At 68.0% G+C, this 17972-nt stretch carries 17 protein-coding genes; 8 read left to right on the top strand and 9 right to left on the bottom strand.

What is annotated here, in order from left to right:
- The 3 genes from SLNSH_RS18890 to SLNSH_RS18880 all read left to right on the top strand — a co-directional run bounded on the left by SLNSH_RS18890 (position 1) and on the right by SLNSH_RS18880 (position 2545).
- A complete protein-coding gene (locus tag SLNSH_RS18890; protein WP_106338745.1) occupies positions 1-891 on the top strand; it encodes an ABC transporter permease in 891 nt (296 codons plus the stop codon).
- Positions 891-1631, top strand: coding sequence for an aspartate/glutamate racemase family protein (locus SLNSH_RS18885; protein WP_106338743.1), 741 nt, complete (start codon positions 891-893; stop codon positions 1629-1631). Before SLNSH_RS18890 ends, SLNSH_RS18885 begins: the two co-directional genes overlap by 1 nt.
- A gap of 62 nt (positions 1632-1693) precedes the next feature.
- Positions 1694-2545 (top strand): GNAT family N-acetyltransferase, encoded by an 852-nt coding sequence (locus tag SLNSH_RS18880; protein ID WP_196240286.1) that lies wholly within the window; start codon positions 1694-1696, stop codon positions 2543-2545.
- A gap of 116 nt (positions 2546-2661) precedes the next feature.
- Here the strand turns inward: SLNSH_RS18880 and SLNSH_RS18875 are convergent, their stop codons facing one another.
- The 5 genes from SLNSH_RS18875 to SLNSH_RS18855 form a co-directional block, all read right to left on the bottom strand.
- A complete protein-coding gene (locus SLNSH_RS18875) occupies positions 2662-3537 on the bottom strand; it encodes an NAD(P)-dependent oxidoreductase (RefSeq protein ID WP_106338741.1) in 876 nt (291 codons plus the stop codon).
- Positions 3538-3541: 4 nt separating this feature from the next.
- On the bottom strand, positions 3542-4447 hold the full coding sequence (locus SLNSH_RS18870; protein WP_106338739.1) for a carbohydrate ABC transporter permease: 906 nt from the start codon (positions 4445-4447) through the stop codon (positions 3542-3544).
- Entirely contained in the window at positions 4440-5414 is a 975-nt protein-coding gene (locus SLNSH_RS18865) for a carbohydrate ABC transporter permease (RefSeq protein WP_106338737.1), read from the bottom strand. The genes SLNSH_RS18870 and SLNSH_RS18865 overlap by 8 nt, the downstream gene beginning before the upstream one ends.
- A gap of 127 nt (positions 5415-5541) precedes the next feature.
- Positions 5542-6852, bottom strand: a complete 1311-nt coding sequence (locus tag SLNSH_RS18860; RefSeq protein ID WP_106338735.1) for an ABC transporter substrate-binding protein — start codon at positions 6850-6852, stop codon at positions 5542-5544.
- A gap of 162 nt (positions 6853-7014) precedes the next feature.
- Positions 7015-8079 (bottom strand): ABC transporter ATP-binding protein, encoded by a 1065-nt coding sequence (locus SLNSH_RS18855; RefSeq protein WP_106338733.1) that lies wholly within the window; start codon positions 8077-8079, stop codon positions 7015-7017.
- A 262-nt stretch (positions 8080-8341) separates the two neighbouring features.
- Here SLNSH_RS18855 and SLNSH_RS18850 point away from each other — a divergent pair, with 262 nt between their 5' ends.
- On the top strand, positions 8342-9313 hold the full coding sequence (locus tag SLNSH_RS18850; protein ID WP_245422408.1) for a 2-hydroxyacid dehydrogenase: 972 nt from the start codon (positions 8342-8344) through the stop codon (positions 9311-9313).
- Positions 9314-9551: 238 nt separating this feature from the next.
- Positions 9552-10250, top strand: coding sequence for an AprI/Inh family metalloprotease inhibitor (locus SLNSH_RS18845; protein ID WP_245422412.1), 699 nt, complete (start codon positions 9552-9554; stop codon positions 10248-10250).
- A 3-nt stretch (positions 10251-10253) separates the two neighbouring features.
- Here the strand turns inward: SLNSH_RS18845 and hemN are convergent, their stop codons facing one another.
- Complete coding sequence (hemN, locus tag SLNSH_RS18840; RefSeq protein WP_106338729.1) at positions 10254-11603, bottom strand: oxygen-independent coproporphyrinogen III oxidase; 1350 nt, start codon at positions 11601-11603, stop codon at positions 10254-10256.
- Between the two features lie 169 nt (positions 11604-11772).
- The gene (locus SLNSH_RS18835) at positions 11773-12684 is read right to left on the bottom strand and encodes an NAD(P)-dependent oxidoreductase (protein ID WP_280954485.1); all 912 of its coding nucleotides are present in this window, start codon (positions 12682-12684) and stop codon (positions 11773-11775) included.
- Between the two features lie 119 nt (positions 12685-12803).
- Between SLNSH_RS18835 and SLNSH_RS18830 the strand changes: the two genes are divergently transcribed.
- The gene (locus tag SLNSH_RS18830; RefSeq protein WP_106338725.1) at positions 12804-13844 is read left to right on the top strand and encodes a LacI family DNA-binding transcriptional regulator; all 1041 of its coding nucleotides are present in this window, start codon (positions 12804-12806) and stop codon (positions 13842-13844) included.
- A 7-nt stretch (positions 13845-13851) separates the two neighbouring features.
- Here SLNSH_RS18830 and SLNSH_RS18825 read toward each other — a convergent pair whose 3' ends face one another.
- Positions 13852-14370 (bottom strand): DUF5872 domain-containing protein, encoded by a 519-nt coding sequence (locus SLNSH_RS18825; protein WP_106338723.1) that lies wholly within the window; start codon positions 14368-14370, stop codon positions 13852-13854.
- A gap of 141 nt (positions 14371-14511) precedes the next feature.
- Here SLNSH_RS18825 and SLNSH_RS18820 point away from each other — a divergent pair, with 141 nt between their 5' ends.
- Entirely contained in the window at positions 14512-15732 is a 1221-nt protein-coding gene (locus tag SLNSH_RS18820; protein WP_106338721.1) for a putative DNA modification/repair radical SAM protein, read from the top strand.
- A gap of 36 nt (positions 15733-15768) precedes the next feature.
- On the top strand, positions 15769-17223 hold the full coding sequence (locus SLNSH_RS18815) for a UdgX family uracil-DNA binding protein (protein WP_106338810.1): 1455 nt from the start codon (positions 15769-15771) through the stop codon (positions 17221-17223).
- Here the strand turns inward: SLNSH_RS18815 and SLNSH_RS18810 are convergent.
- Entirely contained in the window at positions 17220-17957 is a 738-nt protein-coding gene (locus SLNSH_RS18810; RefSeq protein ID WP_106338719.1) for a fumarylacetoacetate hydrolase family protein, read from the bottom strand. The genes SLNSH_RS18815 and SLNSH_RS18810 overlap by 4 nt on opposite strands.
- Positions 17958-17972 lie beyond the last annotated feature (15 nt).

Genomic DNA, 17972 nt, shown 5'->3' with positions numbered 1-17972 from the left:
ATGCGCGAGGGCCGGCCGGCTTCCTTCTATTGGCTCGCAGCGTTCTTCGGGGCGTTCCTGCTGTTTCTCTATGGCCCGATGATCGCCATCGTGGCGCTCAGCTTCCAGGGGCCCAGCGGCGGGCTGACGTTCCCGATGAACGGCGTCTCGCTGCACTGGTTCGAAAAGCTCTGGAGCGGCGGAGGAATCGTCGACATCAAGTCGGCCTTCGTGCGCTCGCTCAAGCTCGGCCTGGTGGTGATGGGGCTGACAGTCGTGCTGTCCACGCTGGCGGGGCTCGCCTTCCGCAAGACGTTCCGCGGCCAGGCCATGCTGTTCTACGTGGCGGTGGCGAGCCTGATCGTGCCGTCCATCATCACCTCTCTGGGGATCGCGCTGCAGTTTCGTCTGCTGGACGACGCCATCAAGGCCTATGCGCCGGCTTTCATTGCGGACGACTGGACGACGGGCATGGGGCTGTACACGTCCGCGCTCGGCGCGCATCTCACGTGGACGCTGCCGTTCGGCCTGCTGATCATGTTCGCCATCTTCAACCGCTTCGACCATCGCTTCGAGGAGGCTGCGCGCGACCTCGGGGCCACGCCCTGGCAGACGTTCCGGCACGTGGTCCTGCCCATCATCCTGCCTTCGCTGGTCGGCGTAGGGCTGTTCGGCTTCACGCTTTCGTGGGACGAGATCGCCCGGTCCTCGCAGGCCGTGGGGGAGAAGAACACGCTGCCGCTGGAGTTGCAGGCGCTCACCACCACGGTGACGACCCCCGAGATCTACGCACTCGGCACAGTGACGACGGGCGTGTCGTTCCTGGTGATCGGCGCGGCGCTAGGGGCCATCCTGCTGTTGCGCGCACGCCAAGCCAGGCACGGCTCCGACGCCGGCAAGGGGATGGTGTGATGCGCATCGCGGTGATCAACCCGAACACCACGGCCTCCATGACGGCGAAGATCGGCGCGGCCGCGCGGGCCGCGGCCGCGCCCGGCACGGAGATCCTGGCTGTCAATCCGGAGAGCGGGCCCGTCTCCATCGAGGGCTATTGGGACGAGGCCTATTCCGTTCCCGGGCTGCTGGTCGAGATCGCCCGCGCCGAGAAGGCGGGCGTCGACGGGCACATCATCGCGTGCTTCGACGATACGGGGCTTGAGGCGGCCCGATGCGCCGCGCGCGCTCCGGTGGTCGGGATCGGCGAGGCGGCGTTCCACGTCGCGAGCCTGCTGGCGCATCGCTTTTCGGTGGTGACCACGCTGTCGCGCTCCATCCCGGCCATCGAGACGAACCTGATGAAGTACGGCCTCGACCGGCGCTGCGCGCGGGTGCGGGCGTCCGAGGTTCCGGTGCTGGAACTGGAGAACCCCGCCTCCGACGCCGCAGCGCGAATTTCTGCCGAGATCGAGCGAGCCAAGACGGAGGACCGCGCCGAGGCCATCGTGCTCGGCTGCGCCGGCATGGCGAACCTCGCGGCTCGGCTCTCGGCGGAGCACGGATTGCCGGTGGTCGATGGCGTGGCGGCCGCCGTGAAGCTCGCGGAAGGCCTCGCCGCGCTTGGCTTGCGCACCTCCAAGATCGGGGGCTACGCTCCGCCGCTGCGCAAGACTTTCGCGGGCGGCGCGCCGGAGGGGGCGCCGGGAGGCTCGTAGCATTCAGCCGTCATGGCCCGGCTCGGGACCGGCCCGGCCATGGCGGTCACATGGAAGTCCTCATGACTGAGCAGCCCGATCTCGTCATCCGCCCCATGATGCACGACGACCTGCAGCGCACGCTCGACTGGGCGGCGGCCGAGGGCTGGAACCCGGGCCTGGCGGACGCCGGCGTGTTCCGGGCGACGGACCCGGGCGGGTTTCTCACGGCCTTTGTGGGCGAGGAGCCGGCCGCGGCCATTTCGGTGGTGCGCTATGGCGAGACGTTCGGCTTCCTGGGCCTCTACATCGCCGCCCCGGCATTTCGTGGCAAGGGAATCGGATGGCGGCTGTGGCAGGCCGGCATGACGCATCAAGGTGGCCGCAGGGTCGGCCTCGACGGCGTCCCGGCGCAGCAGGACAATTACAGGAAGAGCGGCTTCGAGTTCGCCTGGCGCAACGTGCGCTACGAAGGGCTGGCGAGGGCGGACATGCCACTGGATCCCCGGCTGCAGCGGATCGGGCAAGGGATCCTGCCTTCGGTTCTGGCCTACGACCGCCCGTGCTTCGGGGCGCCACGGGACGACTTCGTGACCCGCTGGGTCCGCGGCGAGGGCCGCATTGGCTACGCCCTCATCGACGAGGGGGAGTTGCGTGGCTACGGCGTCATCCGGCCCTGCCGGCAGGGGCACAAGATCGGCCCGCTGTTCGCGGACGATCCAGAGACCGCTGAGCTGATCTTCAGGGCTCTCGCCTCGGAGGTGAAGGGCGAAACGGTGGCGCTGGACCCACCGGAGCCGAACGACGAGGCGCTTGAGCTGGCCGAGCGCTTCGACCTGTCTCCCGTGTTCGAGACAGCGCGAATGTATCGGGGGCCCGCGCCGGAACTCCCGGTCGGGCGCATCTTCGGGGTGACGACGTTCGAGCTGGGGTGAATCCGTCCTTGCGAGGAGCGCAGCGACGAAGCAATCCAGAAGGGCAGGGGCGGAACCCTTGCCGGTCGAGCCTGACGGCCCTGGATTGCTTCGCTTACGCTCGCAATGACGGAGGGCTACTTCATCCCCGCCAGCGCGCGGTAGACCTCCACCACCTGGCTGTCATCCTTGCCGCCGAGACCCTGGGCGGAGGCGGACAGGAAGAACTGGTGCGCAACCGCCGCCAGCGGCGTGGCGCTCTTGGAGGCGCGCCCGGCGTCCAGCACGATGCCGAGGTCCTTCACGAAGATGTCGACAGCGCTGGTGACGCGCGGCTCGTCTTCCAGCATGCGCGGGCCACGGTCCTTGAGCATCCAGCTCGAGGCGGCGGAGCCGCCGAGGATCTCCAGGAAGATCCGGCCGTCGATGCCGGCCTTCTCAGCCAGGGCGAGCCCTTCGGCGGCGGCGGCGATGTGCACGCCGCAGAGGAGCTGGTTGACGGTCTTCACGGCCGAGCCCTGGCCGGGCTCCTCGCCGACATGGAACAACTTGTCGCCCAGGGCCGAGAGCACGGGCTTCGCGCCTTCGAAAACCGCTTTCGGCGCGGACGCCATGATGGTGAGCGTGCCGGCGATGGCGCCGACCACGCCGCCTGACACGGGTGCGTCCACGAAGCTGCGGCCCGTGGCGGCCACGCGCTCGGCGAGCGCCTTGGCGGCCGCGGGCGGGCAGGTCGCCATGACGATGACGGTCGCGCCCGGCGCGAGCGCCTCCAGGGCGCTGGCATCGAACAGCACCGCCTCGGCCTGGGCGGCATTGACCACCATGAGGACGAGCGCGTCCGCGCCCTCGGCCGCCTCCCGGGCGGAGCCGGCCGCGACGCCGCCCGCCTGCGCCAGGGCGTCAACGGCCTCGCGCCGCATGTCGAAGCCCCGCACGCGAAACTGACGCCGCACGAGGTTCTGCGCCATGGGGAGCCCCATGGCGCCGAGGCCGACGAAACCAACGATCATGCGCTTACTCCTTCACGGCCCCGGTCATGGCGGAGACGTAGTGCTCGACGAAGAACGAATACAGGATCACGAGGGGCAGCGATCCCACCAGGGCGCCGGCCATCAGGGATCCCCAGCGATAGATGTCGCCGTCCACGAACTCGCTGACGATCGCCACCGGCACCGTCTTCTTGGTCGTCGAGGACAGGAAGGTCAGCGCGTAGATGAACTCGTTCCAGCAAAGCGTGAGCGAGAAGATGCCGGCAGAGATCAGCCCCGGCACAGCGAGCGGCAGGATGATCTTGACCAGGATCTGCCAGCGCGAGGCGCCGTCGATGAGGGCGCACTCCTCCAACTCGTAAGGGATCGTCTTGAAGTAGCCCATCAGCAGCCAGGTGCTGAACGGGATCAGGATGGTGGGATAGCAGAGCACCAGCGCCATGGGGCTGTCGAACAGCCCATAGGCCTGGATGATCGTGGCCAGCGGGATGAACAGGATCGACGGCGGCACCAGGTAGGCCAGGAAAATGGCCGCGCCCACCCACTGGGCCCCCTTGTAGCGGATGCGCACGATGGCGTAGGCGGCCAGCACGCTGGCGAACAGCGACAGCACGGTGGCCAGGATGGACACGTACATCGTGTTCCAGAGCCAGGTCGGGTAGTTCGTCTCGAACAGCAGCTTGTTGATGTGCTTCAAGGTAGGACTGACAACCCAGAACGGGTTGTAGGTGTCCATGTCGATGAGCTGATTGTCCGGTTTGATGGCGGTGAGGGCCATCCAGTAGAAGGGGAAGATCAGCACCACCATGATGAGGCCGAGCGGCAGGTACAGGTGCACCAGCCGGCGCCCGATGCTGTCGAGGTAGCTCATGCCCTCCCGGTCGTCGGTGAGGGCTGGGCGCGAATGCTCGCGGACGGCGGCGTCAGTCATTGTCCGCTCCTTGCTGCCACTTGCGGCGCTGCAGGCCGAACCACGAAACCATGATGGCGAAAAGCAGGAAGGGCACCATCGCGGTCGCGATGGCGGCGCCTTCGCCGAGGTTCCCGGCCAGGATGGCGCGCTGGTACGAGAGGGTGGCCATGAGATGGGTGGCGTTCACGGGGCCGCCGCGGGTCATGGCCCAGATCAGCTGGAAATCCGTGAAGGTGAAGAGCACCGAGAAGGTCATCACCACGGCGATGATGGGGGTCAGCAACGGGAAGGTGACGAAGCGGAAGTTCTGCCAGCGCGTCGCGCCGTCGAGCGTGGCGGCCTCGTAGAGCGAGGGCGAGACCGTCTGCAGGCCGGCGAGCAGCGTGATGGCGATGAACGGCACGCCGCGCCAGATGTTCGCGAAGATGACGGCCGCGCGGGCGTTGTTAGGGTCGCCCAGGAAGTTGATGTTGTGGTCGATGAGGCCCATGTGCCGCAGCGACCAGGAGATGATCGAGAACTGCGAATCGAAGATCCACCAGAACGCGATGGCCGAAAGGACCGTCGGCACCACGAAGGGGATCAGCACGATCGATCGGATCAGCGCCTTGAAGGGCAGGTGCTGGTTGAGCAGGATCGCTAGGTAGAGGCCGATGGCGAACTTAACGACGGACGCCACCACCGTGTAGACAACGGTGTTGAACACGGAGAGCCAGAACACGCCGTCGGCGTCTTCCCACCAGGGAAGCCCGAGCCATTCGTAGTTTTCGAGGCCGATAAAGACGCCGGTGCGGCCGATCTTGGCGTCCGTGAAGGACAGCCAGACCCCCTTGCCGAGCGGGTAGGCGAGGAACAGCACCAGGATCAGCGCCGCCGGCAGCATGAACCAGAAGCCGAGCCAGTTGCGGTTGATGCGGAGCCTGTCCCACCGGGTGGTGTGACGAATGGCCGGGGCCGTGAGGCGGCCCGCCACGCTGTCGCTCATCGTTGTCTCCGTGGGTTCGGCCAGCCCTGCCGCCGGCCGCCTCGGGTCAAGACCCGTCAGGCCCGGCGGTCATGCGACCGCCGGGATGACTTCGCTCTCTCGATCCGTCGCGCGGATGCGCGCTCCGTCACGAACGGAACAGGCGCTGCGCCTGGCGCTCGGCCACCCGGATGGAACCCTTCAGGTCCTCGCGGCCGGTGCAGTAGTTCGCGAACATGTCCACGACGATGAAGTCGGCCAGGGCGGCGGCCGCCTTTTCGCCGATGGAGCCAAGGCCGCCCGCCGTGAGCGTACGCTTCGCGGCTTCGCGGAACACAGTGTTTTTCGGGTCCTTCGTCCAGACCGGGTTGTTGTCGTAGGCGTTGAGCGGATGGGTGAGGTAGCCTGCCGCCGCCTCCAGCCAGGGATTGTAGTTCTCCGCTTCCAGCATGTAGGCCATCAGCGCCTTGCAGGCCTGCGGGTACTTCGTGAAGTTGAACGCCAGGAGCGGGAAGGCCAGCTGGAATTCGGTCGGCTTGCCCACGGGCCCAATCGGCCAGAACGCGTGGTCCATGTCCTCGGCGATGTTCTTCATCCCCTGCGCCACCGCGGCGGCGTAGATCGAGATGCCGTTGCCCGTCAGGTGCAGGTCGCCAGCCAGGAAGGCCTTGTTGTTGGACGAGTCGTTCCAGGAGGCGGTGCCGGGCGTGAAGGTGCCGTAGAGCTCCTTCACGTATTCCAGCGCCTTGGCGGTCTCAGGCGAGTTGATGATGACCTTGTCGTTCTTGTCGACGAGGTAGCCGCCGTGGGACCACAGCGCCCAGTGGCACCAGGAATTGCCGTCGCCGGTGGCGTGGCCGAGGGCGAAGCCGACCGGGAAGTTGTTGCCCTTCATGGCCTTGCAGAGATCGAGGAAGCCCCCGGTGTCCTTCGGGAATTCCTTGAACCCCGACTTGTTCATCGACGAGATGCGATAGTTGATGTAGCCGCCGTTGAACGCGACGGGGATTGCGACCCACTTGCCCTCGAACTGGCCGTAGGCCTGGGCCGAAGGCACCCAGCCGCCGTATTTCTTGCCGAGGTATTCGGCGACGTCGCCGACAGGCAGGCACTTGGACGGGAACAACTGGGGCAGGGAGAACAGGCCCCATACCAGGTCCGGACCCTGGCCGGTGTTGGCCGCCACGGAAGCCTTGGGCTGGATGTCGTCGAAGGACTCGTTGGAGATGTTCACCTTCACGCCGGTCGCCTTGGAGAAGGCGTCGATCATGACCATGAACTGCTTGTCCTCGGCCTCCACGAAGCGCTTCCAGCGCAGCATGTTGAGGCTGGCGCCCTGTTCGGGCTTCCACTGGGACTGCTGGGCCCAGGCCTTGGCGAAGTCGAGCAGCCCCGTGGCGCCCATGGCGCCCAGGGCGGCGCCCCCCTTGATCAGCGAGCGGCGATCGAGATTGAACATGTGGTTTCCTTCCCTTGCGTCGTTTCTTGTTGGGCCGCCTGCGGCGGTCTTGGCGTTGGCCGCGGGGCGGCGGAGCTCGGCGGGCAGGGCGGCTCTACGTCCGCTTGCGATGGCCCTGAACGAAAAAGCCGCGCGAACCTGTCGGCGCGCGCGGCTTGAAGATCAGCTCATCCGGTTTCCGGATTGGGCGTCGAAGAGGTGGACGAGGTTCGGGTCCGGGGCGATCCGGATCGTCTCGCCCGGTCCGGCCGTGATCCGCTCACGGAAGATGCAGACCAACTCCTGGCCGCCGATCTTGGCCACGACCTGCGTCTCCGAGCCGGTGGGCTCCACGACGACAACCTCGGCCGGCAGTCCGGCGGCCGAGAGCTGGAAGTGCTCAGGCCGGATGCCATAGACGGCCGGCTGCCCGTCCGATCCCTGCGGCGCGGTGGTCAACGGGAACACGCCGCCACCGTCCGACTCGAAGCTCGGCTGGGCGCCCGCGCGGATCTTGCCCTTCACGAAATTCATGGCGGGCGAACCGATGAAGCCGGCCACGAACAGGTTCGCGGGACGGTCATACAGTTCGAGGGGGGCGCCCATCTGCTCGACGATGCCGTCGTGCATCACGACGATCTTGTCGGCCATGGTCATGGCCTCGATCTGGTCGTGGGTCACGTAGACCGTCGTGGTCTTGAGCCGCTGGTGCAGCTCCTTGATCTCGGTGCGCATCTGGACGCGCAGCTTGGCGTCGAGGTTCGACAGCGGCTCGTCGAAAAGGAAGACCTGCGGGTCGCGCACGATGGCGCGGCCCATGGCGACGCGCTGGCGCTGGCCGCCCGAAAGCTGGCGCGGATAGCGGTCCAGGAGCTTCTCCAGGCCCAGGATGCCCGCGGCCTTGCTGACGCGCGCCTGGATCTCGGACTTCGGCGCGTTCCGCAGCTTCATGGAGAAGGCCATGTTGTCGGCCACCGTCATGTGCGGATAGAGCGCATAGTTCTGGAACACCATGGCGATGTCGCGCTCCTTCGGGGGCACGTCGTTGACGACGCGCTCGCCGATGCGGATCTCGCCGCCGCTGATGTTCTCCAGTCCCGCGATCATGCGCAGCAGCGTCGACTTCCCGCAGCCGGACGGACCGACCAGGATCACGAACTCCCCGTCGTTGATCCCAATGTTCACGCCATGAATGACCTGGGTCGAGCCAAACGCCTTCCGCACGTCGCGGATTTCCACGGACGCCATAAAGTCCTCCCTGTCTCGCCACGGGCCATGCCAACGTGTCGGCGAGCATTGTATTTTGCCGGCCGGATCAGGGCTGAGCCTTGCTCCGGCCGGCGCGCGGCGTCATCATCGCGAAGCGCTGCACGGAAATCAAGGCAGGCCTGCTTCCGCCGAACATCAATCGATTGAAATTCAGGCGCCAAGCGTGTGAAGTGCCGGCCGAACGGCGCTGAGCCGTGATCTGTTTGAATGACGCCTCGAACGAGGCGCTTGGGAGGACGTCTTGAAGGACATCGAGGTTCTGGTCACCGGCAAGATGATGCCGCTCGTCATGGAGCAGCTGGAGAACCGGTTCACCCTTCACAAGCTCAACGAGATTGGCGACCGCGACGCCTTCCTGGCGGAGTTCGGCCCCCGCATCCGCGCGGTGGCGACCGGCGGGCACGCGAAGACGGACGCGGCGCTCATGTCGAAGCTGCCGAAGCTCGAGATCGTGGCGAACTTCGGCGTCGGCTACGACACGGTGGACGCGGCCTGGGCGGGCCAGCACGGCATCGTGGTCACCAACACGCCGGACGTGCTGACCGAGGAGGTCGCGGACACCTGCCTCGGGCTGCTGCTCATGACGGTTCGCGAACTGTCGGCCTCGGAGCGTTATCTGCGGGCCGGCAAGTGGGAGAAGCAGGGGCCCTATCCGCTGACGCACAACACGCTGCGGGGCAAGACGGTCGGCATCCTGGCGCTTGGGCGCATCGGCAAGGCGATCGCGACCCGGTGCGAGGCGTTCGGCCTCACGGTCGTGTACCACGGCCGCAACGAGCAGAAGGGCGTCTCATACAAGTACTATCCCACGCTCGTCGGGATGGCGGAGGCCTGCGACATCCTGATCAGCGTCGCGCCGGGCGGAGCGGACACGTTCCACATCATCGACGCGGAAGTCCTTCGTGCGCTTGGTCCCCAGGGCGTGCTCATCAACATCGGCCGCGGGACGGTGGTGGATGAGGGCGCGCTGATCAACGCCCTCCAGAACAAGGTGATCGCGGCTGCCGGCCTCGACGTGTTCGAGAAGGAGCCGCACGTCCCGGCCGAACTCATGGCGCTGGAGAACGCCGTGCTCCTGCCGCATGTCGGCTCGGCCTCCCACCACACCCGCAACCTGATGGGCCAGCTCGTGGTGGACAACATCACCTCCTTCCTGTCCGGCAAGGGGCCGCTGACGCCTGTTGCGGAAACGCCCTGGCCTCGGAAGGGCTGAGCGCATCCTCTTCTTGCGCTCGCGCGTTCCCCGCATGTTGGATTGAGCGTCGCCCGTTTCGCGGTTAAACGGGCGACAGCTGACAATCGTGCGGCGGGGAGGCTGGCGGATGCGGGCGCGTGGGTTGATGGGCGCTTATTGGGCGCGGCTTGGGCTTGGTCTCGCGGCAAGCGCGGCCCTTTTCTGGGCCGCAGGCGCCGTTCCGGCCTCCGCGCAAGGAGACGCCGACGTGTCTGGCATGACCGGCACGTGGGAGTTCACCAACGCCAAGACGGCCCGAAGCTGTCGCGTGCATCTGGGCGACGAAGCAGGCCTGCACGGGCGCCAGCTCGGCGCGCCGCCGGCCTGCCGCGCCGCCCTGCCTCTGCTCGGCCAGGCGGCAGGCTGGAACCTCGAAGGCGCCAGGGTCACCATGGTGGACGCGTCCGGCAAGAAGCTCGTCTCGCTGGAGCGGGAAGCGAACGGTCCGGGCTTCGCCTCGGCGGCGGAAGGCCTCACCTTGAAGCCGCTGGGCCAGGCCAGGGCGCCTGCCGCGGAGCCAGTCCATACGGCGGCCGGGCCGGCAGCGACCCACGCTCCGAAAGCGGGCGGCGGGGTTGCAGCGCCTCCTCCTCCTCCGGCCTCCGTCGCGCCGAACGTGACTCCCCAGTCGCTCGCCGGGCTCTACGGCGTGGCCCGCGAAAAGAACAAGCCGATCTGTTCGATCGACCTCATCCTCGCGCAGGGGCGGAAAGAGGGCCGGATGCCCGCCAAGCTCTCCGGCGGCTGCATCGATTCAGGGCTGAAGGTGTTCGACCCGGTCGGGTGGCGCACCGGCAACGGCCGCCTCTACCTCGTGGCCAAGAAGGGCCACGAGCAAGGCTTCTCCGTGATGCCGGACGGGACGTGGCAGAAGGACCCCGTGAGCGGGGCCCAGCTCTACCTCAAGAAGCAGTGAGCGTCACACGGCCGCCGAATGGCGGCCGGTCCCCTTCCGCAGGTACGCGTCGAAGGCGGCGGCGGCGAGCCGCATGAAGGGCTTGCCCTCGTCCGTCAGCGTCACACGGCGGCCATCCAGATGGAGAACACCGTCGCGCTCCAGGTCGCGCAGGGGCGGGATGGCGTCGTCGAGGGCTTCCTGGCGACCGTAGGCGCCGGCGGCGATTTCGCCGAAGTCCACGGCGAAGTCGCACATCAGCCGCTCGATCACGCTCGCCCGGACATGGTCGTCCGCTGAGAAGGCGACGCCTTTCACGATGGACAGCTGGCCCGCCTCCACGGCGCGCCGCCAGCCGGGCACGTCCACGGCGTTCTGCACGTAGCCCTTGGGCACGCGGCCGATGGACGAGGCCCCCAGGCCGATCAGGGCGTCCGCGAGGTCGGTGGTGTAGCCCTGGAAATTGCGCCGAAGGGAGCCCTCGCGGGAGGCCACCGCCATGGGATCGTCCGGGCGGGCGAAATGGTCGAGGCCGATCTCCTCGTAGCCGCGGCCGACCAGGGCCGCCCGGGCTGCGTCAGCCTGCTGCAGGCGCTCGGCGGCGCCCGGCAGGGCAGCGGCGTCGATCAGGCGCTGATGCGGCTTGAACCACGGCACGTGGGCGTAGCCGAAGATTGCGAACCGCGAGGGCTCGAGGCCGGCGGCGAGCTCCGCCGTGCGGACGACGTCGTCCACGCCCTGGTGGGGCAGGCCATACATCAGGTCCAGGTTGATCGCCTCGATCCCGACGGCGCGCAGCATGTCCACGCAGCGCGCCACGGTTTCGTAGGGCTGCACGCGGCCGATCGCCTTCTGCACGTGCAGGTTCAGGTCCTGGACTCCCAGGCTCGTGCGATTTACGCCGATGCGGGCGAGGCCGCGGGCCAGGTTCTCATCCACCGTGCGCGGGTCGAGCTCGATGGCGTGCTCCACGATGGCGCCGAAGTCGAACCGGGACGCGAGCTTGTCGGCGAGGCGCGCCAGGCGCTCGGGGCCGAGCAGGCTCGGCGTGCCGCCGCCCCAGTGAATGTGGGTGATGCGGCGCGCCGGGGTGGCGTCGGCGACGACGTCGATCTCGGCCAGAAGCGTCTCGGTGTAGTCGTCCAGGGGCTCGTCCCGCCGCGCCGCCTTGGTGTTGCAGCCGCAGTAATTGCAGATGGCCCGGCAATAAGGGACGTGGAGGTAGACGGAGAGGCTGGCGTCGCGGTTCAATTCGCCCAGCCAATGCTTCGCCACGGAAGCATCCACCGCGGGCGTGAAGTGCGGCGCGGTGGGATAGCTGGTGTAGCGGGGGACGGACTTCTCGGCGAGGATCAGGGAAGACGGAAGGGTCATGACGGCGTGTCCAGGGGAATGACACGCCGTTTGTCTCAAGCCAGGGCAGGACGCTCGTTGATACGGGTCAAAGTGCGGGCGATTTCTCCCTGGCGGCGCCGCAGCGACGAGCTGCGCCGTCATCCCTTCCCCGTCCGTTTGGGCGCGTCCGGGACGACGGCGGCCGGGCTCAGACCTTGCGCTTCAGCTCGACGCCGTTCAGCGCAGCCACATGGGTGGAGAGCATCGGCACGTAGTCCTCGCCCTTGCCGGTCGCGACCGGGACCGCGTAGGCGTTCTTCACGGCGTTGCCCATGGGGTTGGCCAGGCCAGCGGCGTCCGCCATGGACTCGAGGTAACGCATGTCCTTGAAGGCGTTGTTCAGGGTGAACTTGTGGGCCTCGCGGTCGCCCTCCAGCGTCCACTTCATGAACGTCTGGTAGAAGCCGCAGTCCATGCGGCCGCCGCGGATCACGCTGTCGAAGCGTTCGGGCGTGATGCCCACCTTCTGGGCCAAAGCGAGCGCCTCGGAGAAGAGCGCGGCGTAGCCCATGGCGATGAAGTTGTTGAGCAGCTTCATGCGGTGGCCGTCGCCCGTGCCGCCGATATGGATGACGCGTCCGGCCCACGCATCCAGCACGGGCTTGAGGCGCGCGAACACCTCCGGCGAGGCGCCCACCATCGTGTCGAGCATGCCTTCCCACGCCTCCTTGGGCGTGCGGGACAGGGGCGCGTCCACGTAGGTGATCCCGTGCGGCTCCAACTCGGCGGCCAGGGCCAGCGTCGAGTTCGGGTCGGAGGTGGAGCAGTCCACGATCACGGAGCCGGACTTGAGGCCGGCGGCGAGGCCATCCGGGCCGCGCACCAGGCCCTCCACCTCGCGCGAGCCGGTGACGCAGAGGAAGACGATGTCGGAGGCTTCGCCGACTTCGCGGGCCGACTTCGCTTCGCGCGCGCCGCGGCCGAGGAGGTCCTCGACGGGCTTGCGATTGCGGTGACCCATGACGGTGAGCGGATAGCCCTTTTCGACGATGTTCTTGGCCATGCCGTGGCCCATCAGCCCCACGCCGATGAATCCGATCCGCTCGCGTTCCGTTGACACTGTGCGCTCTCCCGCTCTTGTGCTTCTATTCTGATCAGGCCCGGCGGACATTCCGCGACGCGGGTCGCCAGGGCGGCGGCATCATGCGAGCCCGCGGGGGAAACGGGAAGTCAAAACGCATGAGCATGGGCGACGTGATCGACAGGGGCGAGCGGGGCCGCGTCACGCTGCAGGTGATCGCAGAAAAGCTCGACGTGTCCACCGCGACCGTGTCGCTGGCGCTGCGTGACAGCCCGGTGGTGGCGGAGGCTACCAAGAGCCGCGTTCAGGCGCTGGCCAGGGAGCTCGGCTATATCTACAACCGCAGCGCCGCGAGCCTGCGCACCGCGCGAACCAACATGATCGCGGTGGGATTCCACGACATCACCAACCCTTATTTCGCCGAAATGCTGGTCGCCGTGGAGGAAACGGCGGCGGAGGCGGGACGCACGATCCTGCTCGGCACCTACGGGGAAAGCCTGGAAAGACAGGAGCGCGTCCTCGGCACGCTGAAGGAGTACCGGCCCGACGGGATGATCCTGTGCCCCGCTGGCGGGGCGACGGCGGAAAGCCTGGCCCACCTCACGGCGGCGCGCATCCCGGTCGTGCAGATCTCGCGCGAGATCGAGGGCGTGGGTCTCGACTTCGTCGGCTCCGACGACGTGCAGGGCGCCCATCTGGCGATCGCGCATCTGGTCGAGCTCGGCCATACGCGGATCGCGATGATCGGAGGCATGGAGGACACCTCGACAGGATGGTGCCGTCATCGGGGCTACCGCGAGGCCATCGAGAAGCATGGGCTGCGTTTCGATCCCGACCTGGTCTACATGGATTACGGCACGCGCCAGACCGGCCTCGCCGGCATCCAGAAGGTACTGGCCCTGCCTGATCCGCCCACGGCGGCGTTCTGCTTCAACGATCTGACGGCCTTCGGGGCCTTGCTGGGGCTTCGCCGCTGCGGCCGGGAGGCCGGGCTCGACTTCTCCATCGTCGGTTGCGACGACGTCCAGGAAGCGGCGCAGTGGTATCCGGCGCTCACCACGGTGAGGAACAACCACGCCGAGATGGGCCGGCGCGCGGCCGAGTTGCTGATCGAGCGAATCGAACGGCCCGACCTGCCGCCCCGCCGCGTCCTCATCAGGCCCGAGCTGATCGTCCGCGCCTCCACGGTCGCGGCCTGAAGCCGTCTCAGCCTCGGGCGAGGGCTCGCTGAAGCTGATCCCGGTTCATGCGAGACCGCCCAGGAAGGTCGCGGCGGCGCGCTTCCGCGTAGAGGGCGGCCTTTGTGGGTTCGCGACGCCCGGAGCCGTCGTGATGACGATCCTGGGCGACTTTCCGCGCAATGTCCCGGGGCTGAGCCGAAAACTGCTTGCCCTTGCGGGTGTCCGCACGCTTCTTGGCGGTGGTCCGCTTGTATTCGTTGTTGGACAGGCGCTCGCGGGCTTTCTTCGGCAGGTAGCGCTCGCCGGTCTCGCCGCTCTTGCGGCCTGACTTCGTGCCCCATTCCTCCTGCGTCCACTCGACCAGGTGGTTGTCGGTCGTCTTCGGGCCTTCGTAGCCGCCGCCCTCGTGCTTGTATTCCTGCACGGCCATCTGAGCCTTGCGGGCCGACCACTGGCCGGCGCGCCCGCCCTTGTCGCCCTTCTGGACCTGGCGCTTCACCTTGTCCCAGAGCTTGGGATCCGTCTTCTCCGCTGTCTTGCTCATCGTCCGCTCTCCTCAGATCCGCTGCGGCTTCAACGCGGCATGCAGCCGGAAACGGGCTTGCGTGACCGTCTGCCGCAGGTCGTGGGATTGAGAACGAAAAAGGAACACGCTAGCTTTCCGCCTCATTCGGGAACGGACAGCATGGACCTTAAGAGCAAGCTGGAGATCCTGGCGGACGCCGCCAAGTACGACGCCTCCTGCGCCTCGAGCGGCGGGGCCAAGCGCGACTCGCTCGACCGCAAGGGCATCGGCTCCTCAGGAGGGTCCGGCATTTGCCACAGCTACACGCCAGACGGGCGCTGCGTGTCCCTGCTGAAGATCCTGCTGACCAACTCCTGCATCTACGACTGCCTCTACTGCATCAACCGGTCGTCCAGCCATGTGCGGCGGGCGCGGTTCACGGTCGAGGAGGTCGTGAAACTCACGCTGGGCTTCTACAAGCGCAACTACATCGAAGGACTGTTTCTCTCCTCCGGCATCATCAAGAGCCCGGACTACACGATGGAGGAACTGGTCCGGGTGGCGCGAACGCTGCGCGAGGAGCACGGCTTCCGGGGCTACATCCACCTGAAGGTGATCCCGAACGCCGATCCGAAGCTGGTGGAGGAAGCCGGGCGCTGGGCGGACCGCCTCAGCGTCAACATCGAGCTTCCGAAGGCGGACAGCCTGGAAAGGCTTGCGCCTCGCAAGGAGATCGGGGCGATCCGGCGCTCCATGGGTCACCTGCGGGGCGTGATCGACGAGGCGCCGCGGAGCAACGGGCGCGTGTTCGCGCCCGCAGGCCAGTCGACCCAAATGATCGTCGGGGCGGACGACGCCAACGACCAGCATATCCTCACGACCAGCGCCGCCCTCTACGGCGGCTACAGGCTGCGGCGCGTGTACTACTCGGCTTTCAGCCCTATCCCGGATTCGAGCAAGGCGCTGCCGCTCAAGCCGGCGCCGCTGATCCGCGAGAACCGGCTGTACCAGGCCGACTGGCTGATGCGATTCTACGGGTTCGACGTCAACGAGATCGTCGCGGGCGGCGAGGCCGGCATGCTGTCGCTCGACATGGACCCCAAGCTCGCCTGGGCGCTCAAGCACCGCGAGCGCTTCCCGCTGGACGTCAACAAGGCGACCCGGGAGGAGCTCCTGCGCGTGCCGGGGCTCGGCGTGCGCACCGTCGAGCGCATCATCTCTTCGCGGCGCGTGCGCAGCCTGCGCAGCGACGATCTGGCGCGCCTGAAGGTGCCCATGCGGAAGGTGTCACCCTTCCTGGTCCTGCCGGACCATCGCCCCACGCGGCTCCTGGATCGCGCCGACCTGCAGGCCTGGCTGAAACCGGCTCCGGCGCGGCAGCTCGACCTTTTTGCGGCCTGAGCGAAGCGGAGCCGTACGGTGTCGCGCGACGGGGATCTGCATCGCGTCCAGCTGGCCGGGGAGACGGACTTCGACGGCTTTCGCGAGGCCGCGCGGAAGCTGCTCGCCGAGGGCGTTCCGCCGCACCGGACCACCTGGCTGACAGGCGACGAAGCGGAGGTCGACCTGTTCGGCCAGGGAGGCGGGCTCGGCTCTGCGGAGAGTGCGGCCCCGGCTCCGGCGCGGCCGGCGCCGCGCGTGTCGCGCGCCTTCGTCGACGACGCCCGCACTGTCGGGCTGCACCGGGATCGGGAGCGGTTTCGGCTGATCTATCGGCTGCTGTGGCGGCTTTCGGAGGAGCCGCGCCTGCTGGACCTGGCCTCCGACCCGGACGTGATCCAGTTTCGCGAGATGGCGAAGGCCGTGCGTCGTGACATCCACAAGATGCACGCCTTCGTGCGCTTCCGCGACGTGCAGGGGCCGGACGGCGAGGCCTTCGTGGCCTGGTACGAGCCCGACCACCACATCCTCGAGGCGGCTGCGCCGTTCTTCGTCAAGCGCTTCGCCAGCCTGCGCTGGACCATCCTGACTCCCGAGCGCTCGGCGCATTGGACAGGCGAGGACCTGCTGATCGGACCCGGGGCACACCCCAGCGCGGCGCAGCAGGGCGATCCGCTGGAGGACCTCTGGCGCTCCTATTACGCCAACGTGTTCAATCCGGCTCGGCTGAACCCAGAGGCCATGCGGGCCGAGATGCCCAAGCGATTCTGGAAGAACCTGCCGGAGGCACAGCTCATCCCGGATCTCGTGGCGACAGCCGCGACGCGCACTGCCGCCATGATCGAGGCGGCGCCGACCTTGCCGGTGCAGCGCAGGGGCGCGGTCGTGGAGATCGCCCCCGACCAGGGATCCGCCGGACCCACCGGCCTGCCCGCCATCGCCGAGGCGGCGCGCGCGTGCCGGGCATGTCCGTTGTGGGAGCAGGCGACACAGACCGTGCCGGGGGAGGGGCCCGCAGACGCGAGACTGATGGTGGTCGGCGAGCAGCCGGGGGACCTGGAGGACATCGCCGGCAAGCCCTTCGTGGGTCCCGCCGGCGCGGTGTTCGACCGGGCGCTGGCCGAAGCCGGGGTAGGACGCGAGCGGGCCTACGTCACCAACGCGGTGAAGCACTTCAAATTCGAGCCGCGCGGCAAGCGGCGCATCCACAAGCGGCCTTCCGTCGGGGAAATCCACGCCTGCCGCAGCTGGCTGGAGCGGGAACTGGAGACCGTGGACCCTGAGGTTGTGGTGATGCTGGGCGCCTCGGCCGCGCAGGCGGTGCTGGGGCGCGCGGTCGCGGTCACGCGCGAGCGCGGGAGGCCGTTCCGGTTGCCGGACGGGCGCTGGGGCGTGATCGCCACGCACCCGTCCTACATCCTGCGGCTTCAGACGGAGGCCGAGAAGGAGGCCGCCTTCGCGGCGCTGGTCCACGACCTCCGAACCGCGGGTGGCCTCGTCGGCGCGCGCTAAACCAGGTCGACCGTGACGCGGCCGATGCGGTCGAGCTCGGCCTCGATGCGGGTCGGCCTGTCGAAGCGGGCGGGCACGATGAGGCTGCCGGTGGTGATCACCTGCCCGGCCTTGAGGCCGCCGAGCGCGTCATCCTGCGCGTTGGCCCAGAGCACCAGCCACTCGATGGGGTCGCCGGCCGGGTGTCCGCCGACCACGTCGTGCTTGAGCTCGCCGTCGGCCCAGTAGCGGCAGCGCAGGGTCGCGGGATCGCCGATGGCGGCGAGGGGCTTGGCGTCACCCACGACATAGGCGGCGTTGCCCATGTTGTCGGCGAGCCAGACGTTGGGATCGACCGCCGGAGGCATCTCCTCATAGCGGCTGCCGATCAGCTCGACGCCCACCAGGGCGTCGCCGATGGCGTCGCCGACCTCCTCCCGCGTGTACGGCTGGCCCGCGCGGGGCGGCAAATCCTTCGCGAGGCGAACGCCAAGCTCGACCTCGACGATCGGGCCCTGCGCGAGCGGAAAGCGCGCGCCATTGGGCAGGATCACGTCCGAGAACATGGGGGCGGCGGTTGAAACCCCATTGGGCAGGGCGACCTTCCAGCCGCCGGCTGCGACGCCAAGCTCCCGCGCGATGCGCGCCTGGGCGGCGAAGCCCTGCGAACGGCTCAGCGGGCCCACGCTCGCGCTCGGGACGCGCGATTTCGAGCGATAGCAGCCCAGCAGGGTTGCGACGACATCCTCAGCCATTTTCCGCCCTCGACT

The sequence above is a fragment of the Alsobacter soli genome (assembly GCF_003004785.1).
GTDB classification, from domain to species: domain Bacteria; phylum Pseudomonadota; class Alphaproteobacteria; order Rhizobiales; family Beijerinckiaceae; genus Alsobacter; species Alsobacter soli.
The sequence above is the reverse complement of the archived record's forward strand: the minus strand, read 5'-3'. Positions and strand labels throughout refer to the sequence as shown.